This window comes from Flavobacterium sp. XN-5 (assembly GCF_008033395.2).
GTDB lineage: Bacteria > Bacteroidota > Bacteroidia > Flavobacteriales > Flavobacteriaceae > Flavobacterium > Flavobacterium hiemivividum.
In genome coordinates this window covers 197,010-222,878 of record NZ_VOGZ02000006.1, presented here as the reverse complement: position 1 = coordinate 222,878, position 25,869 = coordinate 197,010, and the positions used below count along the sequence as shown (strand labels likewise).

18 protein-coding genes are annotated in these 25,869 nt (G+C 34.6%); 3 read left to right on the top strand and 15 right to left on the bottom strand.

Annotation, left to right across the window (positions count from 1 at the left end):
- A complete protein-coding gene (gene gltB, locus FQU23_RS11990) occupies nt 1-4,515 on the bottom strand; it encodes a glutamate synthase large subunit (RefSeq protein WP_147674029.1) in 4,515 nt (1,504 codons plus the stop codon).
- Nucleotides 4,516-4,945: 430 nt separating this feature from the next.
- On the opposite strand from gltB, the gene sucC reads away from it, so the two are divergent.
- Complete coding sequence (sucC, locus tag FQU23_RS11985) at nt 4,946-6,139, top strand: ADP-forming succinate--CoA ligase subunit beta (protein WP_147674028.1); 1,194 nt, start codon at nt 4,946-4,948, stop codon at nt 6,137-6,139.
- Nucleotides 6,140-6,207: 68 nt separating this feature from the next.
- Here sucC and FQU23_RS11980 read toward each other — a convergent pair whose 3' ends face one another.
- The 6 genes from FQU23_RS11980 to FQU23_RS11955 form a co-directional block, all read right to left on the bottom strand.
- Complete coding sequence (locus FQU23_RS11980; RefSeq protein ID WP_147674027.1) at nt 6,208-6,729, bottom strand: hypothetical protein; 522 nt, start codon at nt 6,727-6,729, stop codon at nt 6,208-6,210.
- 80 nt (nt 6,730-6,809) lie between these two features.
- Nucleotides 6,810-7,466 carry an oxidoreductase gene (locus FQU23_RS11975; RefSeq protein WP_147674026.1) on the bottom strand — a complete coding sequence of 219 codons (657 nt, stop codon included), beginning with the start codon at nt 7,464-7,466 and terminating at the stop codon, nt 6,810-6,812.
- Between the two features lie 7 nt (nt 7,467-7,473).
- Entirely contained in the window at nt 7,474-7,938 is a 465-nt protein-coding gene (locus FQU23_RS11970) for a DUF1456 family protein (RefSeq protein WP_147674041.1), read from the bottom strand.
- Nucleotides 7,939-7,985: 47 nt separating this feature from the next.
- Nucleotides 7,986-9,029 carry an aminotransferase class I/II-fold pyridoxal phosphate-dependent enzyme gene (locus FQU23_RS11965; protein ID WP_147674025.1) on the bottom strand — a complete coding sequence of 348 codons (1,044 nt, stop codon included), beginning with the start codon at nt 9,027-9,029 and terminating at the stop codon, nt 7,986-7,988.
- Nucleotides 9,030-9,035: 6 nt separating this feature from the next.
- Complete coding sequence (locus FQU23_RS11960; protein WP_147674024.1) at nt 9,036-10,046, bottom strand: dipeptide epimerase; 1,011 nt, start codon at nt 10,044-10,046, stop codon at nt 9,036-9,038.
- Between the two features lie 68 nt (nt 10,047-10,114).
- Nucleotides 10,115-10,918 carry an alpha/beta hydrolase gene (locus FQU23_RS11955; RefSeq protein WP_147674023.1) on the bottom strand — a complete coding sequence of 268 codons (804 nt, stop codon included), beginning with the start codon at nt 10,916-10,918 and terminating at the stop codon, nt 10,115-10,117.
- Nucleotides 10,919-11,163: 245 nt separating this feature from the next.
- Between FQU23_RS11955 and FQU23_RS11950 the strand changes: the two genes are divergently transcribed.
- Nucleotides 11,164-11,502, top strand: a complete 339-nt coding sequence (locus tag FQU23_RS11950; protein ID WP_147674022.1) for a hypothetical protein — start codon at nt 11,164-11,166, stop codon at nt 11,500-11,502.
- A 264-nt stretch (nt 11,503-11,766) separates the two neighbouring features.
- Nucleotides 11,767-12,162, top strand: a complete 396-nt coding sequence (locus tag FQU23_RS11945; RefSeq protein WP_147674021.1) for an excinuclease ABC subunit B — start codon at nt 11,767-11,769, stop codon at nt 12,160-12,162.
- On the opposite strand, the gene uvrB is transcribed toward FQU23_RS11945, so the two are convergent.
- The 8 genes from uvrB to rplS form a co-directional block, all read right to left on the bottom strand.
- Nucleotides 12,159-14,150, bottom strand: a complete 1,992-nt coding sequence (gene uvrB, locus FQU23_RS11940) for an excinuclease ABC subunit UvrB (RefSeq protein ID WP_147674020.1) — start codon at nt 14,148-14,150, stop codon at nt 12,159-12,161. The two genes, FQU23_RS11945 and uvrB, sit on opposite strands and share 4 nt — an antisense overlap.
- 128 nt (nt 14,151-14,278) lie before the next feature.
- Entirely contained in the window at nt 14,279-17,314 is a 3,036-nt protein-coding gene (locus FQU23_RS11935) for a TonB-dependent receptor (RefSeq protein WP_147674019.1), read from the bottom strand.
- Nucleotides 17,315-17,683: 369 nt separating this feature from the next.
- Entirely contained in the window at nt 17,684-18,643 is a 960-nt protein-coding gene (gene rlmF, locus FQU23_RS11930; protein ID WP_147674018.1) for a 23S rRNA (adenine(1618)-N(6))-methyltransferase RlmF, read from the bottom strand.
- Between the two features lie 114 nt (nt 18,644-18,757).
- Nucleotides 18,758-19,420 carry a thiamine diphosphokinase gene (locus FQU23_RS11925; protein ID WP_132110786.1) on the bottom strand — a complete coding sequence of 221 codons (663 nt, stop codon included), beginning with the start codon at nt 19,418-19,420 and terminating at the stop codon, nt 18,758-18,760.
- 96 nt (nt 19,421-19,516) lie between these two features.
- The gene (locus FQU23_RS11920) at nt 19,517-20,338 is read right to left on the bottom strand and encodes a DUF4249 domain-containing protein (RefSeq protein WP_147674017.1); all 822 of its coding nucleotides are present in this window, start codon (nt 20,336-20,338) and stop codon (nt 19,517-19,519) included.
- 27 nt (nt 20,339-20,365) lie between these two features.
- Nucleotides 20,366-22,747 carry a TonB-dependent receptor gene (locus FQU23_RS11915; RefSeq protein ID WP_147674016.1) on the bottom strand — a complete coding sequence of 794 codons (2,382 nt, stop codon included), beginning with the start codon at nt 22,745-22,747 and terminating at the stop codon, nt 20,366-20,368.
- Between the two features lie 146 nt (nt 22,748-22,893).
- Entirely contained in the window at nt 22,894-25,116 is a 2,223-nt protein-coding gene (locus FQU23_RS11910) for an NADP-dependent isocitrate dehydrogenase (protein ID WP_147674015.1), read from the bottom strand.
- A gap of 271 nt (nt 25,117-25,387) precedes the next feature.
- Nucleotides 25,388-25,738, bottom strand: coding sequence for a 50S ribosomal protein L19 (gene rplS, locus FQU23_RS11905; protein ID WP_132110778.1), 351 nt, complete (start codon nt 25,736-25,738; stop codon nt 25,388-25,390).
- Nucleotides 25,739-25,869 lie beyond the last annotated feature (131 nt).

Below are 25,869 nucleotides of genomic sequence, written 5' to 3'. Positions count from 1 at the left end.
TTATGCTATTAATTCTTCAATTTTCTTTTCTTCTGCTAATCGTTGCAATGCTATTTTATAATCAGTAGGCATTACTTTGATGAAATGTTTTTGTTGGTTTTCCCAATCTTTCAAGATTCTTGAGGCTAACGGACTGTTAGTATACATCGAGTGATTTTTGATTAATCGTCTTAGCTTTGTCAAATCTTCTTCTTCCAATGTTTCTAAGGCTACCATTTCCATATTGCATAAACCATTTTCGAATTGTTTTTTCTCATCAAAAACGTAAGCAACACCACCACTCATACCAGCAGCAAAATTCCTTCCTGTTTTACCTAAAACAACTACTGTACCTCCGGTCATGTATTCACATCCATGATCCCCAATTCCTTCTACAACTGCTGTTGCCCCAGAATTTCTTACAGCGAATCGTTCTCCGGCCATACCATTAATATAGGCTTCACCAGTTATAGCGCCATACAATGCTACGTTACCAATAATAATATTTTCTTCGGGTTTAAACGTTGCAGTAGGAGGAACTTTGATGATTAATTTAGCTCCAGAAAGTCCTTTTCCTAAATAATCGTTACAGTTACCATGGATTTTAAAAGACAATCCATTCGTAGCAAAGGCACCAAAACTTTGTCCAGCAGAACCTTCAAAATCTACAAGAATAGTGTCGTCTGGCAAACCTTGGGCACCGTATATTTTTGAGATTTCGTTACTTAAAATTGCACCAACAGAACGGTCTGTATTTTTAATTTTAAAAGTTACTCTCGTTTTTTCTTTTCTATAAATTGAAGGAATTGCTTCTTTTATGATTGCAAAATCAAGTACATTTTCTAAGGCATGATCTTGAGTCGTTGTATTGTGATTTGGTACCGTTTTCGCTTTTTCTGGTTTGTACAAAATAGTAGATAAATCTAAACCACTTGCTTTATAATGTTTGATGGCTTTGTTGACATTCAGTTTTTGCGATTGTCCTACCATTTCTTTCAATGTTCTAAAGCCTAACTGCGCCATGATTTCTCTCAACTCTTCGGCAATAAAATACATAAAATTAATAATGTGCTCTGGTGTTCCTTTGAAATTTTTTCTTAATTCAGGATCTTGAGTAGCAATACCAACTGGACATGTGTTTAAATGACAAGCTCTCATCATAATACAACCTGATGCGACTAGAGGAGCAGTGGCAAAACCAAACTCTTCCGCTCCTAATAAGGCTGCAATGGCAACATCACGTCCTGTTTTTAATTGTCCGTCGCATTCTAATACAACACGACTTCTTAAATCATTTAATATTAGTGTTTGTTGTGCTTCGGCAAGTCCAAGTTCCCAAGGAATACCAGTATGTTGTAAGGAAGTCAATGGTGCAGCACCAGTTCCTCCGTCGTAACCTGAAATCAAAATTACATCCGCTTTTGCTTTTGCAACACCAGCAGCGATGGTTCCAACACCTACTTCAGAAACTAACTTAACGTTTACGCGAGCTTCACGATTAGCATTTTTTAAATCAAATATCAATTGGGATAAATCCTCAATAGAGTAAATATCGTGATGCGGAGGCGGCGAAATTAATCCAACATAAGGAGTTGAATTTCTAACTTTTGCAATCCATGGCACTACTTTTTCGCCTGGTAGTTGACCACCTTCACCTGGTTTAGCCCCTTGCGCCATTTTTATCTGAATCTCTTTGGCACTGGTCAAATAGTTAATAGAAACTCCAAATCTTCCTGAAGCAACTTGCTTAATAGCACTATTTCTTGAATCGCCATTCATGTCTTGTTGAAAACGGGTAGGATCTTCCCCTCCTTCTCCAGAATTACTTTTTCCACCTATTCTGTTCATGGCAATCGCCAAGTTCTCATGTGCTTCCTGGCTAATCGATCCATAAGACATCGCGCCAGTTTTGAATTTTTTTACAATTTCTGTCCAAGGTTCTACTTCATCAATTGAAATAGGATCCAAGTTATTGAATTCGAATAAACCTCTAATTGTCATTAGGTTTTTACTTTGGTCATTAACCATAGTTGAATATTCTTTGTAACTCTCAGGACTGTTTAAACGAACTGCTTGTTGCAATTTAGCAATAGTAGTTGGGTTAAACATATGCTTTTCTCCGGTTCTTCTCCATCTGTAGATTCCTCCAATTTCTAGGGACAATAGATTGGCAACTTTTGAATTCGGGAATGCTTTCTGGTATCTTTTTTTAATTTCTTTTTCGATTTCCATTAAACCGATTCCTTCAATTCTGGAAGGAGTATAGGGAAAATATTTAGTAGAAAAAGTTTTGTTTAAACCTAAAATTTCAAAAATTTGAGCAGCTCTATACGAATGTAAAGTAGAGATACCAATTTTATTCATGATTTTCAGAATCCCTTTTGCAATCCCTTTATTATAATTTGCAATTGCATATTCAGGTGTAATACCTGTAATGGATCCTTTCTCTACTTGATCATGGATAATTTCATTTACTAAATAAGGATTAATGGCACTTGCACCATATCCAAATAAAAGGGCAAAATGATGTGGTTCACGTGGTTCTGCAGATTCAATTATAATTCCGAATTTAGAGCGAACTTTTAGAAGATTCAGCGAATGATGAATGTAAGAGCAAGCTAATAGCATTGGTATTGGAGCCTTTTTGTCGCTAACCCCTCTATCTGAAAGTATAATGATATTGTATCCTTCTTGTACTGCTTTGAAAGTTGCTTGAACACATTTTTCTAGCGCACGCTCTAGTCCATTTGCTCCTTTTTCTATTTCATATAAGGTAGAGATCGTCGCCGATTTGAAATCGGGATGGTCAATATTTCTAATTTTATCTAAATCTTCTTTTGAAATTACCGGATTCTGAATTTTTAACTTTTTACAATGCTTTGGAGCAATGTCAAAAATGTTGAAATCTCCTCCAATCGCTAAGCTAACATCAGTAATAATTTCTTCACGAATTCCGTCCAAAGGTGGGTTCGTAACTTGCGCGAATAATTGTTTGAAATAATTATATAAAAGTTGGGGTTGGTCTGATAGCACAGCTAATGGAGTATCATTCCCCATGGAACTAATAACCTCTGCGCCTTTTGCTCCCATCGGGGTAATTACGGTCTTAACATCTTCAATCGTGTAACCAAATAATCGCAATCTCGTTTCGAAATCTACCTTTTCAGTAGGAGTGCTATTATTAGTATATGGTATTTGTGATAGTTGTAGTAAATTTTCGTCTAGCCATTTTCTGTAAGGACGTTTGGTTACAATAGCATTCTTGATTTCATCATCTTCTATAATTCGACCTTCATTCATATCAACAAGGAACATTTTCCCTGGTTCTAGTCGGCCGTGCTGGACTACATCTTCTGGCTTTATATCAAGAACACCTATTTCTGATGCCATAATCACAAATCCTTCTTTTGTAAGTGTGTAGCGTGAAGGACGCAATCCATTTCTGTCAAGAAGTGCACCTATCACGTTTCCATCCGTAAACGGAATAGAAGCAGGACCATCCCATGGTTCCATAATGCAAGCATTATACTCGTAGAACGCTTTTTTATCGTCGGACATGGTTTGGTGTTTTTCCCATGCTTCAGGAACGACCATCATCATAGCTTCAGGTAAGGAACGTCCTGTCATTAATAACAATTCGACAACCATATCCATAGAAGCGGAGTCAGATTTACCGTCTAATATTATAGGAAACAATTTTTTAATATCCTCGCCAAATACGTCACTTTGCATTAACTCTTCACGAGCACGCATTCTACTTACATTTCCACGAAGGGTATTTATTTCACCATTATGACACATGTACCTAAAAGGCTGTGCTAACTCCCAAGAAGGAAAAGTATTAGTGGAAAAACGCTGGTGAACCAAAGCTAGTCGAGTAACTAAATCGGTATCGGTTAAATCAGTGTAGTATCTACTAATGTCTTCTGGCATTAATAAACCTTTATATATTATAGTAGTGGTTGATAAACTAGAGAAATAAAACATATGACTTTCTGAAGTTTTTGAACTCAGAATTGTATGTTCGGCTATTTTTCTTGCTGCAAATAATTTGGCATTGAATTGTTGTTCGGTTAGTTCTAAACCGTTCTTACCAATAAATACTTGTTTTACTGTTGGTTCTTTTTCGGCTGCTATTTGTCCAAGGTTGGAAACGTCCACAGGAACATCTCTCCATCCGATGATATTCAAATTTTGATTGCGAATCGCAGTTTCAAAAGTAGTTTTGCAAAAATCAGATTGGTTTTCCTTTTTTGGTAAAAAAACCATTCCTACTGCATATTCTCTCGTTTCTGGAAAAGTAAAGTCACATACTTTTTTAAAAAAATCATGGGGAATATCAAAAAGAATTCCTGCTCCATCTCCTGTTCTTCCATCAGCGCTTACTGCACCACGATGCTCTAATTTAATTAAGATGTCGAGTGCTTTATGTATAATGTCATTAGATTTAATTCCATTTAAATTACAAATAAATCCTGCGCCACAGTTATCATGTTCAAATTCGGGCAAATAAAGGCCTTGTTCTTTAACTTTCATGTCTTTATAATTTTTTTTATACAAAAATAGAGATTTCATTGCGTTTAATGTATTGAAATGGGGTAAAACGGGTAATTTTTGCTATAAAATTAGAATAACGGTAAATAAATGTCAATAATCATTTTTAGGCATAGCTGAATTACAATATTGGTAAACTGATTTTTCTATTGAGACGATATAATGATAAATGGGAGGGGTATGTTCAAATTTACGGAATTAATTTCAAACGATATAGTGACTTTTGGATCACTGTTTTAATTTATTTTTATTTTTCGAAAAGCTTAATTTCCGCTGTTATTTTACAATTATTATGGAACTTATAATATAAGAAATTTAAATAGGTAAAAGATTTTTCTGTTCAGATGAATTTTGCTATTTTTGTGCCACTTATATTCTGAAATAAATTCAGGAGCCAGACAAATTCTATATTATGAACATACACGAATATCAAGGAAAAGAGATTTTAGCTAGTTACGGAGTTCGCATTCAACGCGGTATCGTTGCTAATAATGCAGTTGAAGCTGTATCTGCTGCAAAACATTTAACTACTGAAACAGGAACAAGTTGGTATGTAATTAAAGCACAGGTTCATGCAGGTGGACGTGGAAAAGGTGGAGGAGTAAAACTTGCCAAAAACTTACAACAAGTAGAAGAAATTGCAGAACAAATTATTGGAATGCAATTGGTTACGCCTCAGACTTCTGCAGAAGGAAAAAAAGTACGCAAGGTTTTAGTTGCTGAAGATGTTTATTATCCTGGTGAAAGTGAAACTTCAGAGTTTTATGTATCTGTTCTATTAAATAGAGCGACAGGTCGTAATATGATCATGTATTCTACTGAAGGTGGAATGGATATCGAGGAGGTAGCAGAGCATACTCCGCACTTAATCTTTAATGAAGAAGTTAATCCTTCTGTTGGACTTCAAGGTTTTCAAGCAAGAAGAATTGCTTTTAATTTAGGTCTTTCTGGAAATGCTTTTAAAGAAATGGTGAAATTCATCGACTCTTTATACAATGCATATATCGGTTCTGATGCTTCCATGTTTGAAATTAACCCAGTTTTAAAAACATCTGACAATAAAATTTTAGCTGTTGATGCTAAAGTTAATATTGATGATAATGCTTTATACAGACAAAAAGCGTATGCTGAGATGCGTGATATTCTTGAAGAAAATCCAATCGAAGTAGAGGCAAAAGAAGTAGGATTAAACTATGTAGATCTTGACGGAACTGTTGGATGTATGGTTAACGGAGCTGGATTAGCAATGGCAACTATGGATTTAATTAAGTATGCTGGTTTTGAGCCTGCAAACTTTCTTGACGTAGGTGGAACGGCTGATGCAAAACGTGTTGAAACTGCTTTCCGTATTATCTTAAAAGATCCAAACGTAAAAGCAATTTTGATTAATATTTTTGGTGGAATTGTTCGTTGTGACCGTGTGGCACAAGGAGTTGTTGACGCTTACAAAAACATGGGTGATGCTATTAAAGTGCCAATCATTGTTCGTTTACAAGGTACAAATGCAGCTATTGCAAAAGAATTAATTGATAATTCAGGAATGCCAATTTTATCGGCTGTTGAATTCCAAGAAGCAGCTGACCAAGTAAAAGCAGCTCTTTCTTAATTAGAAATCATTAGATATAAAAAAATCCTGTTTGCCTCGGTAAACAGGATTTTTTGTTTTTAAAAAAGTTATTTTGTGCCAATCGCTTCATAGCCTCTTAATATAATCTTGTTTTCATTGTCTAAATTTTCGTTGGTTTTCACCAAGATATTAATGATATTAAATTTGAATGCATTATTTCTTAAATTGTAAAACTCGGTTGAATTGGTGATTTCGACCTTTAAGATATAGTTTTTATCTATTTTGAACGTGTTGTAATTGTCTTTAATAAATGCTCCATTTATCATATAAATCGCATCGTTATTTTTTATTTTGGTAAATTGAGATTTTACTTGCTCTAAACTTATAAAAGCATATTTTTTTGGATTTTTTGAAGTAATATAAATTTGTCCAACATAGGAGATGTTATTAATTACAGTATCATTTTTAATAACATTTACTGACTCTAATTCGTCAGGATTAAAGTATTTCATTGTTTCCCCAGAAATAAAAGCTGAATCAAGAAATATAGCTGCTTCTTTAATTTTATTGTTTTGTCCAAAAAATAGTGCTGTAATGAATAGTAATGCAAGGGTTAGGAATAGTTTCATATTTGTGGAGCTAAAATGTTTTACAATAAATGAAATTTATAAAAAAATCCTGAACTTTCATTCAGGATTTTGAATTGGTATTATTTTCCAATTTCTTGAATCACATCTGATTCATATATTTTATAACCTTTATTATTTCTTTGGGCGATTTTTAAAAGTGCTTTTGCGACAACGGTGCTTTCAATGGGTTTGTATTTTTTTAATTTTCCAAGAAATAGAAAGGAAAAAACCTTCATGAAAAAACCACCCACTTTTTCTGCCATTCTAAATTCAGTTCTGTCACCCAAAAGTAATGAAGGTTGTACTACAGAAACGCTTTCGAAACTAGAATTTTTAAGAAACTCCTCCATCTCGCCTTTTGTTTTCAGATAGAAATTACCAGAATTTACATCAGCTCCAAGTGATGATATAATTAGGAATTGTTTGACCTTATTTTGAGCTGCCAAAGCCGCAAACTGACTTGGATATTCAAAATCGACTTTTCGAAAGGCTTCTTTACTTCCCGCTGTTTTTATTGTCGTTCCAATGGTGCAAAAGAAATCATCACCCTGAACTAAATCTTTATAGGTTTCTATTTTATCAAAATCTACAATATGTTGCGTTAATTTCGGATGCTTTATTTCGGATGCACTTCTTACAAAAGTGATTACTTTTTCATAGTCATTACTCGCTAAGAGAAGTTCTAATAAATGGGAACCTATTAAACCAGTACTTCCTATAATTAAGGCTGTTTTCATGTAATGATTATTTTTTATCCTTACCGAAATTGTATTTCACTTTTTCTACTACCTGCACTTTTGCGTTTCCTTTTGGGTATTGTTTTTTGGAAGGCTTTTTAGTAGCTGAACTTGATTTTGAAGGACTTTGATCACCTCTTGACTTTTCTTCGTCTCTTGGTTTTGCTTTAAATTCGGGTCTTTCTTTTGTGCTATCTTTTGCTGGAATTTGAGCTTTGTGTTTTGCTAAAACATCATTTGGGTTTTTCGGATTTTCTTTTGTTCCACGCAAATGGATAACCAAAGCATTTAAAAAGTTACGTAAAACCTGATCACCACATTCCATATAGTTTTCATGTTTTTCGTCACGGAAAAAAGCGCCTAATTCAGACTTGGTAATTCTAAAATCTACCAATTCTAATATTTCAACTATTTGGTCGTCACGTAACATCAAGGCTACGCGTAATTTTTTGAAGATATCGTTATTTGTCATCATATTCTAAATTTTTTACAAAGGTACGTTTTTAAAGCATTTGTACATCAATTTTGAGTTTTCTGTTGGCTATCGTTTAATACTTGAATTATTTTATCCAAATCTTCTTTAGTATGATTGGCTGTAAATATGATTCTATTCAAATCTTTACCATCGGTAGTATATTTAAAATTAGTCACAACGATGTTATTCGCAGTGAATATTTCATTTATTCCGGGCATGTCTGGGTAGATTACCGGATATTCAGGATTAAAGGGAAATCCTTTATTTTCTAATAATATGCTGTCAATATATTTAAGATTGTTTTTTAATTTTAAATGTTGGCTTTTATAAATTTCCTCAGCTTCACCCAAGGCTTCAATTAAAGCGGGACTCATTCCTGCGCTTGATACAAAGGAGGGATTGTTCATTATTTGGTTAATAAAGGATTGATCAGATGCAATTACACCTCCAGTAACGCCCATCGCTTTTCCTAAAGAAGCGAGCATAATCTTCCGTTTGATATTTTTGCAGTTAATAGACGAATAAATTCCGCAGCCGTTATTTCCTAAAACACCCAATGAATGCGATTCATCAATAACCAGAGTGATTTCTTTATTCGATACAATGGATTCTACGGCAGCAAGTTCTACAGCTTTTATTTGAAAGCTAGGCACGGCATCTGTCAAAATTGTAATCCGTTCAGTTGCGCTATCTAACAATCGAGGATTTAATTTGTTTTCGATTAAAAAAGGCAAGCTATTAGGAACTCTTAGCGCTGCGTGAGTATTGGGAAAGTGAAAAAAAACATCGGTAGTGTCGCTAAGCTCTTCGATTACTAATTTTGCAGCCAACATTCCTGAAGAAACAGTGACTACGGTTTCTGCTTTAATATAATCGGTTAGAAATTGTTCTCCTTTTTCGTATGCTGTAAGTTGTATGTTTGAATTTCTGGAACTTCCGTAAGCAGAACCCCAGCGAAGAATATTTTTTACAATTAACTGCTGGAATTCAGTATTGGCTGGCATTCCTAAATAAGCTGTTCCGCCAAAATACAAATAACTCTTGTCTTTAACCTCAATTATTCTATCTGGAAACTGATTGATTTTCATTGTAGATTATTTTAAAATAACGCCAGTTCCATTTAGCTCAGAATAGCTGATTTTTCCGTTTTTGATGGTCACTCCATTTGCGATATCTTCTGCAAGAAGAAGCGCACCGTCCATATCGACATAATCCAATTGCGGTAATAAATGAGCAATAGCTGAGATTCCGACAGAGGATTCCGTCATGCATCCTACCATTGTTTTTAAACCTAGTTTTTTAGCTTCTTTAATCATGCGTCGCGCCGGAGTTAAACCACCACATTTTACTAACTTTATATTTACGCCATGAAAATGATTGTGGCATTTAGCGACATCTTCTTCGATAATACAACTTTCGTCGGCTATTATTGGAAGAACTGAATGTTTAAAAACTTCTTTGTGTCCTTCCCAATTATCTGCTTTCATAGGTTGTTCTAGGAATTCCACGCCTAGTTTTTTCAATTCTACAGCATTGTTGATGGTTTCTTCAACTCCCCAACCACAGTTTGCATCAATTCTAAAAATAGCATCAGTATGTTTTCGAAGTTCTTTAACGATGGCAATATCTTCCTTGGTTCCTAGTTTGATTTTATAAATAGGCCAAGGCAACTCCTTCATTTTTGACACCATTTTATCGATAGATGCAATTCCAATAGTGTAATCAGTTAGCGGATTGTTTTCTGTCTTGTAGTTCCAATACTCGTACAGTTTCTTTCCTTTTTTTCGAGCATACAAATCTGTATAAGCCATGTCCAAAGCGCATAAGGCAAACATGTCTTCTTTTAAATAAGGATGCATTTTTGCCCAAAATTCTTCGGGAGTTTCATTAGTGGTAGATTCAATTACAGATCGGAATATGTTCAAATCGTCGATCATAACAGGAACGGTTGTTTTGTAATAAGGGTTTGATGTTGCTTCTCCAAAACCCGAAAACCCTTCGCTTTGTAATTCCACTATCAACGAGGGTTGCATATCGATCGATTCTCTTGAAATGGTAAACGTATGTTTAAGTTTGAGGTCGTATGCTCTTAGTATTAATTCCATAATTTATTGAGGATGTAAAATTTTATGTAAATCGGTTGCGAAAACAGTTTATAAATATAGTGAATTAGTTAATATCCCAACCAAAGAATGGCTTCTGTAAATCCATCACGCCATAATTTTTCGCTGTGCTTGCCTCCACTAATAATTTCCTTTTTATTTAAGTGCAAACAACTACATCGCTTCGTGTTTACTACATGTTCCATTTTATTCATGTCGGCAACCATATCTTCGCTTTCTTTATCGCCGCACATGAAATATATTTTAGTTTTTATTTTTTTAGTACTTTCTGCTAAGTCGAATATCTTATCGGAGAACCAAAATGAAGGGCTAAAGACTCCCGCTTTCCCGAATACATTTGGATGTTTCAAAATAGCGTAATACGAAACTAATCCGCCAAGAGAGCTTCCCATTATTAGGGTATTTTTCTTTTTAGTCTTCGTTCTGTATGTTTGGTCAATTTCTGGCTTTAAGGTGTTGACAATAAATTCAAGGTAAGCATCGGCATTTCCGCCACCATATTTTTCGTTTTTAAAGGGAGTCAGCTCGTCCATTCGTTTCTCATTCCCATGTTCGATTCCTATTACGATGAGCTGGGCATTTATACTGTCTAGCTTTTCGTCAACATTCCATTCGCCGGCATAGGAAGTTTTAGCATCAAATAAATTCTGCGCGTCGTGCATGTAAATAACAGAATAATTTTTCTTGGAGGTTTCGTAATTCTTTGGAAGATAAACCCATATTTTTTTTGTGGTTTTTAATTCTGGGGCTTCAATAGTAAAAGTAGAAACTTGTTTTGAGGCGGTGCTTTCTTGAGCAATTGTATTTGATAGGAAAAATAATAGTGCAAGAGTGGGAAGTAGTTTTTTAATCATTGAAAAGGGTTTTTATAGCTAAAAATAGTAATTATTTTATTTTACAACTGAATGTGTAGTTCTTGTTAGCACTAATATTTTTTTTATATTTTATTTAAAGATTGTAAATACCTGATTATGTGTATGTATAGTTTTTGTAGTTAATGATTTCAGTTGGCTTTAATAATTATCATTGTTTGTTGAACAATTAAGTGGCATAGTTATTGGCTTGGGTTAAGATAGTTGTAATTTAAATTTTAGAACATATGAAAAATATAAAAGTACTTGCAATACTAGGAATCGCCTTTTTTGCCTCAAGCACGATAAATGCGCAAGTTTCAGTGGGTGTCAACATCGGACTTCCATCAGTAGTTATATCAGGTCAGTATGAACGCGGCTATGAGCCACAAAGGAGAAATGTTGAATATCGTGAGGAACGTGTAATATATGTAGAACGTGAAGACTGTGATGATAGATGGCATGACGATCGAAGATATTACGAGAAAAATTATAAGAATAAAAAATACCACAACGGGAAGCATTATGACAAAAAATATAAAGGAAAAGGTCATAAAAAACACGACGATGATGATTGGGATGATTAATAGCAGATCAAGATAAGAGTACGTAAAGAGAACCAATTTTGGTTCTCTTTTTTGTTTCCTACTTTTTTAATGGAGCTCTAAAAGTAGTGAACTCCCATTAGATTGCGAAGTGTTTAATACGACCTTTAGTAAGTGTTTAGTGTTTTAATTAAGGTTTTACTGTTATTATGAAAAAAAAATAATATAATTGATGTGATTTGTTGAATCACTGCTTATTCTAGGGTTTTAATTTTAAAATCCATATTTTAGCTAAAATTAATTATTATGAACGAAGAAAAAAGGAGCCTGCTCAAAGAGATGATTGCGTTTTCGACCGTTGATGGCCATTTGCAAAAGAAAGAATACGAATTATTATTTCTAGTTGCCAATGAGTTGAATATCGAAAAAGGAGGTTTTAACGATTTATGCCATCAAAAATTACCGAAACTTTCGCAAAAGAAGGAGTCAGAAAGGATTCAGCAATTTTATAGATTAGCAGTATTATTGAATAGTGAAGGTAATTTGTATGTACGAGAAGCAGCAGCAATTAAACAAATTGGAATGAGTATGGGGCTGAATCCAGATGCTACCAAACGAGTTTTGAGGAAAATGGAAAAAGCGCCAACTATTACTATTACTGAAGATGTATTAGTACGAATTTATAAAGAGGAACAAAATTAGCTAAGTTGTGTTTGTAATTTTTTGATGTCATCACGCAGTTTTGCAGCTTGCATAAAGTCTAAATCTTTTGCAGCTTTCTCCATTGCTTTTCGTTTTTCACGAATTCGTTTTTCTAGTTCTGCTTTCGATAAATATTCGGTTTCAGTTTCAGCGGCGGTATCTAAAGTTAATCCTAGTTCGTAATCAACTAATGGATTTTTAGTGAAAGCACTTTCTATTTTTTTGTTCAGTGCTTGTGGAACTTGGTTGTTCTCTGTATTGTAATTGATTTGTTTGGTTCTACGGTACGTTGTTTCATCAATAGTCTTTTGCATACTTGCTGTAATTTTATCAGCATACATAATTGCTTTTCCATTTAAATTTCTTGCAGCTCGGCCAATAGTTTGTGTCAGTGAACGATGGCTACGCAGGAACCCTTCTTTATCGGCATCTAAAATGGCGACAAGAGAAACTTCCGGTAGATCCAGTCCTTCCCGAAGTAAGTTCACTCCAATTAATACATCAAACAATCCTTTTCTTAAGTCTTGCATGATTTCAATGCGCTCTAGAGTATCAATATCTGAGTGGATGTAGCGGCAGCGAATATTGACTTTTGTTAAATATTTAGCTAATTCTTCGGCCATTCTTTTGGTTAAAGTGGTTACTAAAACTCGCTCGTCAACTTCACTTCGTGCATGGATTTCCTCAATTAAATCATCGATTTGGTTTAAACTTGGTCGAATTTCAATTACGGGATCTAATAATCCTGTAGGGCGGATGACTTGTTCTACAACTACACCTTCCGTTTTTTGTAATTCATAATCCGCTGGAGTTGCTGATACGTAAATGACTTGGTTTTGCATAGCTTCAAATTCGTCAAATTTCAAAGGACGATTGTCCATCGCAGCTGGAAGTCTAAAACCATATTCTACTAAGTTTTCTTTACGGCTACGGTCACCACCGTACATGGCATGCACTTGCGAAAGTGTGACGTGGCTTTCATCAACAACCATCAGGAAATCTTTTGGAAAATAATCCAATAAGCAAAATGGTCTTGTGCCTGCTAATCTTCCGTCAAGGTAGCGAGAATAATTTTCGATACCAGAGCAATAACCTAATTCTCGAATCATTTCTAAATCGAAATTTGTACGTTCTTCTAAACGTTTTGCTTCCAGGTGTTTGCCAATTTCTTTGAAATAATCAACTTGTTTGACTAAATCTTGTTGGATTTCCCAAATTGCTCCTTGCAATACATCCGGAGAAGTCACAAACATATTGGCTGGGTAAATGGTCAGTTTTTCGAATTTCTCAATAACTGCTGCATTTTTTATATCGAAAGATTCAATCTCTTCGATTTCATCTCCAAAAAAATGAATTCGAAAAGCATCATCGGCATAACTAGGATAGACCTCGACGGTATCGCCTTTTATTCTGAAATTTCCCGGGGTAAAATCTGCTTCTGTACGCGAATATAAACTCTGAACTAATTGGTGAAGTAATTTGGTTCTTGAAATAACTTGATCTCTTTCGATCTCAATAACATTTTTCTGAAATTCCACAGGATTCCCAATACCGTATAGACAAGAAACGGAAGCGACCACTAAAATATCTCGACGACCAGAGAGTAGGGAAGAGGTTGTGCTTAATCGCATCTTTTCGAGCTCTTCATTGATAGACAAGTCTTTTTCAATAAATACTCCTGTGACCGGCATAAAAGCTTCGGGTTGATAGTAATCGTAATAAGAAACAAAATACTCAACCGCATTGTTAGGGAAAAACTGTTTGAACTCTGAATACAATTGAGCTGCCAAGGTTTTATTATGTGCTAAAACTAGTGTAGGCCTTTGTACTTCTTGAATAACATTAGCCACAGTAAACGTTTTACCAGATCCAGTGACTCCTAATAATGTCTGGTATTTATCACCATCAATTATTCCTTGAGTTAATTTTTCAATGGCTCGTGGCTGGTCGCCTTTTGGCAGGTAATCGGATACTACTTGGAAATTCATTTGTATAAGGGACAAAGTTTTAGAATTGCAAAGTTACAAAGTTTATAATCATTCTAATCGAAAGTTAGAAACCAAAAAAAAACCACCATGCTGAGCATGATGGTTTGGATTTTATAACTTGTGTTTTATTAGAAGCTGAAACTTAATCTAGCAAAAACGAATCTTCCGTTTTGTCCAAATTGAGATACGTTTCTTGAATACGTAAATTGATTTGAATTCGACAAATCTGATGTTGTTGGAGCTGCTGTATAATCAACAGCACCATTTACTATTCTAGGTTTAATCGCAGTTGATGGACCATAATTTGCGTCTGGGTAAATATCAAAGATATTATTAGCCCCGATAACAATTTTTGCTGATTTAGTAAAATTATAGGCAATTGACAAGTCTGTTATCACTTTTCCTCCCCAAACTGGGTGTTCCGTTTCAACTATTTGACCATTAATAATAGCGCCTTCAATTCTTCCGTCTCCATTTACATCAACTGTATTTGGGTCAGTAACTTCACCGAAATATACATTTCTCAAGAAGAAATCAAATTTATTTACAGAAAGGGAATTGGTTAAATTTGCTTTTACTCTTGGTACAGCCTCTTCTAGATAGATTCTACTAGTCTCAGAATAGTATCTGTTAATTTGGCCGTTAGCTTCTAATATCGGGGAAGCATGAATATCACCTACCCTTGTTGTTTTAGAAATAGTTCCCGATAAATCAGTTTTTAAAGTCAAACCATTTCCGATATTTCTTTTATGGCTAATTACAACATCGATTCCTTTTGATTTTGTGTCAATTGCATTAGCAAAGAATGTTGCTGCTGTAGCATTTGCTGAATCAAACAAAGTGTTTAATTGAGCCGCAGGAGTTCCAGGAGTAGGATTTCCCCCCGGTCTAGAGAACTGGTCTGTAAGTACTACTCTGTCATCAATATTTACAATGTAAGCATCTGCAGTTAAGGTAAGATTAGCTTCTGGAATTTTAGCTGTAAAACCAATACTTGCACTTTGAGACTCTTCTTGTTTTAATTGAGGAATTCCTAATAGTTTAGCCGCTGGTGAATCATTACTGAATGTTCCTACTTCAAATGGTACACCTCCTACGAATTGCGTAGCTGTAGAATTAAAGTAGATTTGGTGTAATGAAGGCGCTCTAAATCCAGTTGAAATTGCTCCACGTAAATTAATATTATCTGTTAATTTGTAACGAGAGGCTAATTTATAATTTGTAGTTCCTCCAAAATCAGAATAATTCTCGTAACGAAGGGCACCGTTCAATAACCATTTTTCAGTTACATCATATTCTAGATCTGCATATATTGCAGCACTATTTCTACCTTTGTCAACTGCATTTACAGGTTTGAAACCTGGGAACACCTGAGATGATCCAGGTCTAAAAGATCCGTAAAAATCAGTTACTTTAATATTATTAGGAGTAGTTGCAGTAACTATACCTCCGTTAATATCGTAGGTGTTATAAGATTCTGGTTGTCCCTCATTTATTTTAAAATTTTCATATCTGTATTCAGCTCCGAATGCTACATTCAGTTTATCAAATTTTCTACTAAAATCAAAATTGGTTGTGTTTTGAGAAAAACCTAATCCTCCAGCATCAAATTCTGTAGGGGATTGTTCTCTTAAAGTGGTATTTACTGTGTTTTCGATGGTGTAGTCGAAGGTGTTTTGACCATAGGTGTTACTTAAATCAAAATTCCAAGTTTCGAATATGTTTCCTCTAAGTCCTGCAGCTGCCGATACGTCATTAATAGTAGAGTGTATTTCAGGTAAGAAACCATTTGGATACAATGCAGTGTAGGCTCTTGATTGATTTGGTCTTCTGTAAAAACCTGCTGCTTCACCCTCTCTATAACTAGTACCTCCAAAAGCGTATACTTCAAGATTTTCATTAATTGGATAGGCTGCATTCAAAAAGAATTGTCCACTTTGTAATGAAGATTGACCTACCGCCATATTGAAGGCACTTCTTTCTAATTTTCTATAGGCCAATTCTCCTGCTGTTGCGTCAAAATTTAATGCAGATTGCATTTGCGTAATAGAAGTGGCTCCTAGTATTGCAGTTTGTTGACCAGCTGTGAAATAATCAACTTGTGGAGCATATGTTTTAATTAGACCAAGAATTTGAGTAGTGTTTGTCGTGTTATCAATATTTCCAAATAAAGCGTTAATATTAGTACCAGCTTCCACCGCTCTTTGTTCTACAGCATTAAAGGCACTAAACAAAGTACCAGTAGCATCTTTTGCTCTTCCTGTTTGCCCTCTTAATTGAAAACTTGCAGTTGCGTTGATAAAACTTTTCTCTTTACCAAGACTAGTACCGTAGTTCATATCTATTTGTACATTATTTCCATCATTACCACCTCTGTGGTCATTTGATGCTTTTGAAAAATGACTTCCTCCAAAAAGGGCAATGTCAAATTTATTAGTATCTTTTTTTACATTGATATTGATCACACCGGCAATCGCATCAGATCCGTACTGAGCTGAAGCTCCGTCTCTTAAGACTTCAATTTTTTCGATAGCAAAAGCTGGAATCGCATTCAAATCCGTTCCTACAGAACCTCTACCTGGTGAGCCATTAATGTTTACTAAAGAAGAAGTGTGTCTTCTTTTTCCATTTACCAATACCAATACTTGGTCAGGACCCAAACCTCTTAACTGTGCAGGGTCAATATGGTCTGTTCCATCAGCTACAGTGGCAGTGTTTGAAGTGAACGATGGTGCTACCATGTTCAAAATTTGATTTAAATTTACTTGTGCACCTTGTGACGAAATCTCTTTTATACTAATCACATCAATTGGCACCGCAGATTCAGTTACTGTCCTAGGAGCACTTCTTGACCCCAATACAACTACATCTTGAAGTGCTAGTCCGCTTTCGGCTAACTTAGCGTTTAAAGTAGTTCCTGTAACTTTTAGTGTTTTAGTTTCCATCCCTACAAATGTGAACTGTAAAAATTCTCCAATTTTTGCACTAATTGAATATTTTCCATCAGCATCTGTTGTTGTTCCTTTAGTTGTTCCTTGCACTAGGACTGATGTGCCTGGTAAAGGTGCATTTGAGTCGTCGGTAACAATTCCTGAAACTTTAATCTCTTGTGCAGTTAATCCTGCCGAAAAAATAAAAGTTAGAATAAATAATAATTTTTTCATTATGTGGTTGGTTTATGGTTAGTCTTGTAAACTTACATATTTAAAATCTAAATGTTATTTAAATGTTAAAAAATATATAAACAGTAATATGTGGAGGTTTTTAGTATCTATAATTGAAATATTGCACTCGTATTAGTATTTTTTTTAGGGATTTTCTTAACTTTTATTTTTTGTTATGGTGAATTTATGAACTGTAAACGACTAGTTAAGAATGTGATTCTAGTAAAAAAACACTTAGTTTTTATCAAAATTTGAATCATTAGTATGATTTTGAATATATCTTAAAAAAAAAGTATGGAAATTTATTTTACATATTGCAAAATAAATTTCCATACTTTAATAAAATCAGTATCAGATTAAATGTAACTTCTATTCAAATTTCCATTGCTTTTGTTGTCTTTCGCTTAGAAAAGTCCAAGCTATAATTCTACTATTTTTTTGGCCTTGAGCCATATCAATAGTTTTAATCATAGCAGCATTCACTTTATTCAAAGTTTTATAAATGCTCGAAAGATGAGATTGTTTTGATACTAATGTAGTGAACCAAAAACATTGCATCGGATATTTGGCACTCTCATATATCATTTGGGTAATGAATCCAAGTTCTCCACCTTCACACCACAATTCTGCATTGTGTCCACCGAAATTTAAAACAGGTTTTGTTGCTTTGTTTGTGACATCACGAGATTCTAGATTATTTACTTTGCGCAACGAACCCTTTGTTGCTTCTTCCTCTGATTTGTGAAATGGCGGATTGCAAATGGTGAAAGTAAATCTATCTTCAGGCGTAATTATATTTTTAAAAATAAATCGCGACTCTGTTTGTTGCTGCAGGCTAATTGATTCAATGAATTTAGGGTTGTTTTCAATTATATCACTACAGTTTTGAAGTGCTTTTTCATCGATATCTGTTCCTACAAAGCTCCAACCATATTCTACATTTCCTATTAGTGGATAAATACAGTTAGCGCCAATACCTATATCTAAACCTTGAATTACATTGCCTTTTGGGATTATTCCGTTGTTGCTACTGGCCAATAAATCGGCTATATAATGAATATAATCGGCTCTTCCAGGAATGGGAGGACAAAGATAATTGGCTGGTATATCCCAGTTTTTAATATCGTAATTCGTGATTAATAATGCCTTGTTTAATGCCTTTACAGCTTCAGGATCACTAAAATCTATAGTTTCGATTTTGTGTTCGTTGATTGAAACATACTTTTTTAAGGCTGGACTATTTTCAATTAAAAGCTTAAAATCGTATCGGAATCTATGTTGATTCCTGGGATGTAAATTTGTTTTCTCTGTATTCGTTTTAGTTGTCATTTTTTTTGTTTCAAGGCAAATATGGAGATTTTTGTAAAATCTAGTTTTGTAGCAAGTTATGTAAAAAAGAATCGCTTTAGTGATTTACTTAAGATTTGTTTTTCGATTTCAAAATTAATCAAAGCATTCCATCATTAATAAATCACCGGCATCATGTTCTATGACTACAATCCCATCTTTTGCTACATGGTTGCTGCTGCCGGTTCGGTATCCAATGGTGAGGCTGTCATTTTGCAAAGGATAAAATAAATTTTCAGAATGAATTCCACTAACATGGCCTATTGGAATTAGTGAAATAGGAGTATTTGCAGTATACCATTTTTCGAATCTTTTAGATAATAAAAAAACTTTGGAATGATCGTCCAGGATAACAATTTTTAATTTTTCGCGGTAGCGTACAATATTGGTAAGGTTCGTTATCGTATGATCGGTGCGTTTTCCTGTAGCCCAAACCACATTTACCGCAGGGATTTTTCTTTCGTACAAGTAATCAAAAGCTTTTTCGAGATCCGTTTTGTTTTGATCTGGCGCATGTATTATTTCAATGGGATACTGGGATTCTTTATATCGAGCCACATCAAAATTACGGTCAAAATCACCTAATAGCACATCTACTTTTATATCGAGCTTCATGACTCTTTCCATAGCCGAATCTAATACGATTACTAAAGGAGACCATTCTAATAATTGTCCCAGTAGCTCAGGGTCGCAAGAAGCACCATTAGCGATTATTAATGCGGGTTCTTGGTCGTCGCGTACAATATGGTGTGAGGACATTCTTGAAATTAGATTTTTGTTGTTCTTAATTTTAAAATTTGATTGTTATACAAACGAATTTCAGTTTGCAAAGTTAATCAAAATCTAATAAGCTTACTACTGTATTATATAGGTTCGTGTATCGGCTTCACTCAGGGCAAAATAACCCAGTGGATAATTTGCAGCATTTGTGGTGTTGATAATATTTCCTCTCACTGTTGCAGGTGGAGATTGAAAAGGCGCGCCACCGTTACCGCCTGCAATACTCACTAGTATTTTAATGTAATTATAATAAGACTTCGAAATACCGAAATGGCTAATAGCGACCTCGTCTCCCTGCTCTAAGTCGTCATTTTGCGAAATACTGAAAAACTTATTTCCCTGAAAAAAGGTATCTTCATCAGCATTGTAATTGATCTTTTTCTCCTTTGGATAACTGTATTTGTACAAGTAATAATTGGATTCGTTAGCCGGATCAGTAAAGTACGTTTTAATTTCAATGTTTTTTCCTGTAAAACCACCCTCATTATTTTGTATTATTTCTGATATTGGGGCTACTGATTTTAATTTTTCTGTAGCCGTATAAGTTTCACCGTCCTCTATTACAGTTAAAACGTAGTCTTCGTTGATGACTGGGACAAAGTTGTTGCAGATGTATTCTCCCGTATTTGGGGTTTCAATAAAATCAAATCGTATATTGGAACTGTTTGTAATGTAAACGGTGGCTCCAGATACCGTCGGAATTGTATTGCTGAAGTAGTCTGTTGTTGTCGTTAATTTTACTTTTTGTACTCTTCCAGTCGTTTCTTTATACCAGTTTATAGAGGCTTCAATAACTAGTTTTGGTGGAGTATTATTTAGATCTACGTCAACAACTTCTTCACAGCTGACAAAGAGGACTGATAGTAAGATTACGATATAGTGAATTGATTTTTTCATAGTATTTTTTTATTTCGAATTACATTCTTAAAATTTAAAATTGTAACTAACTGCGGGAACGATCCCAAAAATTGATGTTTTTACAGCCTCGTTATTTCTTGTGTCTTCATTTTTCCTAAAATTAATAGACGCCGCATTTCTTCTGTTGTATAAATTGTAAACACTAAAAACCCATTCTCCTTGCCATTCTCGGTTCTTATTTTTGCGCGGGGTCAAGGTGGCAGAAACATCGAGATGATGATAGGTGGGAAGACGGTTTTCATTTCGTAATCCATAACTCGGAACGGTAATTCCTAAGTATTCATATTGTCCGTTAGGATAACTCGTTGGTTGTCCAGTTTGCAAAGCAAAATTGGTGCCAAAAGACCATTTCTCATTTAAAGTGTATGATGCAGTTACAGCAAGGTTGTGCGGCTTGTCATAACTAGAATTGTACCAACTGCCGCTGTTTATTCCGGACTCTTCTGCAGTTCTTCCAGGAGTTTGCTGTTCTGACTTTGATAACGTATAGGAAATCCAACCGTTTAATTTACCTTCATTTTTTCGAAGTAGTAATTCAATCCCATAGGATCGCAACTGGCCATTTAAAATTATTTGTTCGATTGCTTTATTTGCAATTAAATTTGCGCCATCAGTATAATCCAATCTGTTTTTCACCTCTTTATAATAGGTTTCTACCTCCAGCGAGTAGCTATCATTTTTGAAATTCTTAAAATATCCAACTGCTACTTGATCTGCGATTTGAGGTTTTATGAAATTATCACTTGGCATCCATACATCTAGCGGAGTAGGTGAGGAAGTATTAGATATTAATTGTAAATATTGGGTCATTCTATTGTAGCTCCCTTTTATCGATTGGTTCTCGTTGAGTTGATACGAAACTGAAAATCGAGGTTCTAGATTATTGTAACTTTGAATGACTTTATTCTTGTCATAGAATTTGGTTCCTATAGGTGTCGCCTTTTCATAAATCTGTAAATCTGTATTGAAAGTCAGCGGACTGTTATTTTCATATATATTCACCGTCGATGATCCTAATCTATAAAAAAGGCTGTATCGCAGTCCATAAGAAAGAGAGAGCCTATCTGAAACTTCTTGGACGGCACTAATATAAAGAGACGGTTCGAATGCATATTTTTTATCTAATTGATCGAAATTGATTCCAGAGTCTTCATTGGATGGCTTTATGGTTCCAGGATTAAAGTCATAATAAATGGCGTTTATTCCATAATTCAATTTAAATTTATCTGAAATATAATTTTTGAAATCATATTTTATATTGTAATTCTTAATACCAGAATCCCATTTGAAGCCAACGAAATCTAAATCCAATCCGTAATAATAGTCGCTGTAAATTATGGAAAGGTTCGAAAATAACTTGTCTGAGAAAAGATGGTTCCATCTTAGGTTCAAAGTCGAATTTCCATAAATATTAGAAAAGCTTTTGTTTATTGAAAACACATCTCTACCAAAATATCCCGATAGAAATAAGTTGTTATTTGGATCTAATTTATAGCTCAGTTTCGTATTCAAATCATAAAAATAAGCAGAGTTGTTTTTTTGCTCTTCAGATAGTTTTAAAAATAAATGGGCATAAGAGCTACGACCGCCTATCAAGAAAGAACCTTTGTCTTTTACTAATGGTCCTTCCAGTAAAAGCCTGGATGAAATTAATCCTATACCACCATTCATGTGGAATCCTTTGCTGCTTCCGTCTTTTTGGTAAATGTCCAATACAGAAGAAACCCGACCTCCAAAATTAGCTGGAATACCGCCTTTATATAACTTTAAATCTTTAATAGCATCAGGATTAAAAACAGAGAAAAAACCAAATACATGAGAGGAATTAAAAATGGTAGCTTCATCCAGTAAAATTAGATTTTGATCTGCGCCACCACCACGAACGTTAAATCCAGAAGCTCCTTCGCCTGCATTTGTTACTCCAGGAAGTAGTAAAAGTGATTTTATTACATCGACTTCACCTAGTACAACAGGCATTTTCTTAATGGCCGAAATGGAAAGCTTGTTGAGGCTCATTTCAGGCGAGCGAATAGCACTGCGGGGACTATTATCTGTAATGATAACTTCTTGGAGTATTTCACCACTTTCAGATAGGCTGAAGTTCATTTTTTTGTTTCCCGATAATTCTATATTTTCAGATACAGTCTGAAACCCGATGTAGCTAATTAAAACTGTATAACTATTTTTAGGGAGTGTTATCGAATAAAAACCGTATTCATTTGTTGTTGTACTAGATTTAATTTCAGGAATGTACACATTCACGCCTATCAGTGTTTCATTATTTTTTATATCGGTAATTGTGCCGCTAAGTGTAAACTTTTCTTGTGAATAGCAGGAAAGTGTAAATAAGAAACCGACAGTTAAAACGATAATTTTATTGAAAAACATACTATTTATTTAGAATTACAAAGTTGATACAATGGTACGTAAAATTCTATTAAACAAAGGTTAAAAAAATAGTAATAAAAAATAGTAATAAAAAAAAGACAACCGTTGCTAGTTGTCTTTTAGAGTGTAATAATAAGATAAATTTATTAAGCAATTTTAGCTAAAATAGTATTAAATGTTGCGCTAGGACGCAGTGCTTTGCTTGTTAATTCAGGACTCGGTTGATAATAACCACCAATTTCCTGAGGTTTCCCTTGGGCTCCAATTAATTCAGTATTAATTTTCGTCTCATTTTCCTCTAACTCTTTTGCAATAGGAGCAAATATAGCTTGTAATTCTGTGTCTTTGGTTTGCGCTGCTAAAGCCTCTGCCCAGTACATCGCTAAGTAGAAATGAGAACCACGGTTGTCTATTTGTCCAATTTTACGAGCTGGAGACTTATCATTTTGCAAGAATTTCTCTGTCGCTTGATCTAAAGTTTCTGATAAGACCAATGCTTTTGGATTTGAATAAATACCAGCTAAATGTTCTAATGAAACAGCTAGAGCTAAGAATTCTCCAAGAGAGTCCCAACGTAAGTAACCTTCGTAAGTGAATTGTTCCACATGCTTTGGAGCTGATCCACCAGCACCAGTTTCAAATAATCCACCGCCATTCATTAATGGAACAATAGATAACATCTTAGCTGAGGTTCCTAATTCTAAGATTGGGAATAAATCAGTTAGGTAATCACGCAATACATTTCCTGTTACAGAGATAGTGTCTAATCCTGCTTTAGTTCTTTCTAAAGTAAAAATAGTAGCTTCTATCGGGTTTAAAACTTGAATATCTAAACCAGCTGTGTCGTGATCTTTTAAATATTTCTTTACTTTTTCAATAACTTTTCTATCATGTGCTCTGTTTTCGTCTAGCCAGAATATAGTAGGTAAATTAGTTGCACGAGCTCTGTTTACAGCTAGTTTTACCCAGTCTTGAATAGGAGCATCTTTAGTCTGGCACATTCTGAAGATATCTTTTTCTTCAACAGCTTGTTCCATCAAAACGTTTCCTTTACTATCTGTAACACGAACAACTCCGTCTCCAGTCATTTGGAATGTTTTATCATGAGATCCGTATTCTTCTGCTTTTTGTGCCATCAAACCTACGTTTGGAACACTTCCCATAGTTGTAGGGTCAAAAGCGCCATTCTTTTTACAGAAATCAATTGTAGCCTCATATACTCCAGAGTAGCAACGATCCGGAATTAAAGCAAAAGTATCTTGAGATTTACCCGCCGCATTCCACATTTGTCCGGAAGTACGAATCATTGCAGGCATAGAAGCATCTACAATAACATCTGAAGGAACGTGAAGGTTAGTAATTCCTTTGTCTGAATTTACCATCGCTAAACCTGGACCATTTTCAATTGCTTGAGTAATGGCAGCTTCTACTTCTGTTTGTTTCGGGTGTCCAGCAATTTTTGCATAAACATCGCCTAATCCATTTCTGGTGTCAATACTTAATTCATTAAATAGGACTCTGTATTTTTCAAATACTCCTGCAAAGAAAACTTCGACAATTGCCCCAAAAATAATTGGATCTGAAATTTTCATCATTGTTGCTTTCAAGTGTACAGAAAGCAATACATTTTCTTTCTTAGCTTCGGTAATTACATTAGCAACAAAGCTTTTCAAAGCCTTTAAGTTCATTACTGAACTATCTATTATTTCTTCGGCTTTTAGCGGAGTACTCGCTTTTAAAATTGTAGTAGCGCCATCTTTTTCAACGAATTCAATTTTTACGTCAGTAGCTTCTGAAACAGTTACTGATTTTTCACTTCCGTAAAAATCACCCTTTTTCATTGTCTCTACTTTCGTTTTCGAATCTGCTGACCAAGCTCCCATCGAGTGCGGGTGTGCTTTTGCAAAGTTTTTAACCGCTTTAGGAGCTCTACGGTCAGAATTTCCTTCACGTAAAACCGGGTTTACTGCTGATCCTAAAACTTTAGAATATTTAGCCTTAACTTCCTTTTCTGCGTCGTTTTTCGGGTCTTCAGGGAAATTAGGTATTTTATAACCATGCTTTTGTAATTCAGCAATAGCTTCTTTTAACTGAGGTACAGATGCAGAAATATTTGGTAATTTGATAATGTTTGCATCAGGAGAAGTCGCTAGTTTTCCAAGTTCAGATAGAGAGTCTTCCACTTTTTGGTCTTGGTTCAAAACTTCTGGGAAGTTAGATAAGACTCTAGCGGCTAGAGAAATGTCTTTTGTTTCGATTTCAATCCCTGCTGTTGCAGTAAATGCTTGTACAATTGGTAAAAAAGAATAAGTAGCCAGCAAAGGCGCCTCATCAGTCAAGGTGTAAACAATCTTTGATTTTTGTATCATTTTTTTATTTTTATAGTCGTATCCCTATTAACTAGGATGTGAAATGTATGTTTTGCCTAAAATTTGGCGAAGCAAATATATGAAAATCAGACTGAAATCAGAGTGGATTTTACATAGAAATAAAGGAATTGTGAGATTGTTATGTTGGTAGTCCTAAATTGTCGATTCCTTGCTTTTTTTAGATAAAATAAGATTTTTATTATTTTTTTTTAATAAAACGCAAAAAAAAGTCCCGACAATGTCGAGACTTTTATGATAAAGAGATATTTGACTATCTTCTTTTGTCTTTAATTTTTGCTTTTTTACCAGTAAGTTCTCTGAAGTAGAAAATTCTAGCTCTACGAACTGCACCTTTTTTGTTGATTTCAACTTTTTGTAAAGCTGGTAAGTTTACAGGGAAGATACGCTCAACACCTACAGCACCTGACATTTTACGAATAGTAAAAGTTTCTGTGTTACCAGAACCTCTTCTTTGGATAACAACTCCTTTAAAAAACTGTGTTCTCGTTTTTTCACCCTCTCTAATTTCGTAGTAAACGGTGATAGTATCTCCAGCTGCAAATACAGGGAAATCTTTTCTTGTTACGAATTCGTCTTGAACGAATTTCATCAAATCTGCCATGATATATTTAATTATGGTTTTGAATTAGAGCAACATACGCGGATCTCGCCAGAGGTTAGTCTAAAGTGGCTGCAAAAGTAGCAAATTATTTTGAATTATAAATTATAAATTTTGAATTATTTAAATTCTTA

Coding starts and splice junctions, on each gene's coding strand:
- FQU23_RS11965 (WP_147674025.1), bottom strand. CDS start 9,029: ATGAAAATCAATCAGTTTCCAGATAGAATAATTGAGGTTAAAGACAAG.
- FQU23_RS11920 (WP_147674017.1), bottom strand. CDS start 20,338: ATGAAAAAATCAATTCACTATATCGTAATCTTACTATCAGTCCTCTTT.
- uvrB (WP_147674020.1), bottom strand. CDS start 14,150: ATGAATTTCCAAGTAGTATCCGATTACCTGCCAAAAGGCGACCAGCCA.
- FQU23_RS11955 (WP_147674023.1), bottom strand. CDS start 10,918: ATGATTAAAAAACTACTTCCCACTCTTGCACTATTATTTTTCCTATCA.
- FQU23_RS11935 (WP_147674019.1), bottom strand. CDS start 17,314: ATGAAAAAATTATTATTTATTCTAACTTTTATTTTTTCGGCAGGATTA.
- FQU23_RS11975 (WP_147674026.1), bottom strand. CDS start 7,466: ATGAAAACAGCCTTAATTATAGGAAGTACTGGTTTAATAGGTTCCCAT.
- sucC (WP_147674028.1), top strand. CDS start 4,946: ATGAACATACACGAATATCAAGGAAAAGAGATTTTAGCTAGTTACGGA.
- FQU23_RS11910 (WP_147674015.1), bottom strand. CDS start 25,116: ATGATACAAAAATCAAAGATTGTTTACACCTTGACTGATGAGGCGCCT.
- FQU23_RS11950 (WP_147674022.1), top strand. CDS start 11,164: ATGAAAAATATAAAAGTACTTGCAATACTAGGAATCGCCTTTTTTGCC.
- FQU23_RS11925 (WP_132110786.1), bottom strand. CDS start 19,420: ATGTCCTCACACCATATTGTACGCGACGACCAAGAACCCGCATTAATA.
- FQU23_RS11980 (WP_147674027.1), bottom strand. CDS start 6,729: ATGAAACTATTCCTAACCCTTGCATTACTATTCATTACAGCACTATTT.
- FQU23_RS11915 (WP_147674016.1), bottom strand. CDS start 22,747: ATGTTTTTCAATAAAATTATCGTTTTAACTGTCGGTTTCTTATTTACA.
- FQU23_RS11970 (WP_147674041.1), bottom strand. CDS start 7,938: ATGACAAATAACGATATCTTCAAAAAATTACGCGTAGCCTTGATGTTA.
- gltB (WP_147674029.1), bottom strand. CDS start 4,515: ATGAAAGTTAAAGAACAAGGCCTTTATTTGCCCGAATTTGAACATGAT.
- rlmF (WP_147674018.1), bottom strand. CDS start 18,643: ATGACAACTAAAACGAATACAGAGAAAACAAATTTACATCCCAGGAAT.
- FQU23_RS11945 (WP_147674021.1), top strand. CDS start 11,767: ATGAACGAAGAAAAAAGGAGCCTGCTCAAAGAGATGATTGCGTTTTCG.
- FQU23_RS11960 (WP_147674024.1), bottom strand. CDS start 10,046: ATGGAATTAATACTAAGAGCATACGACCTCAAACTTAAACATACGTTT.
- rplS (WP_132110778.1), bottom strand. CDS start 25,738: ATGGCAGATTTGATGAAATTCGTTCAAGACGAATTCGTAACAAGAAAA.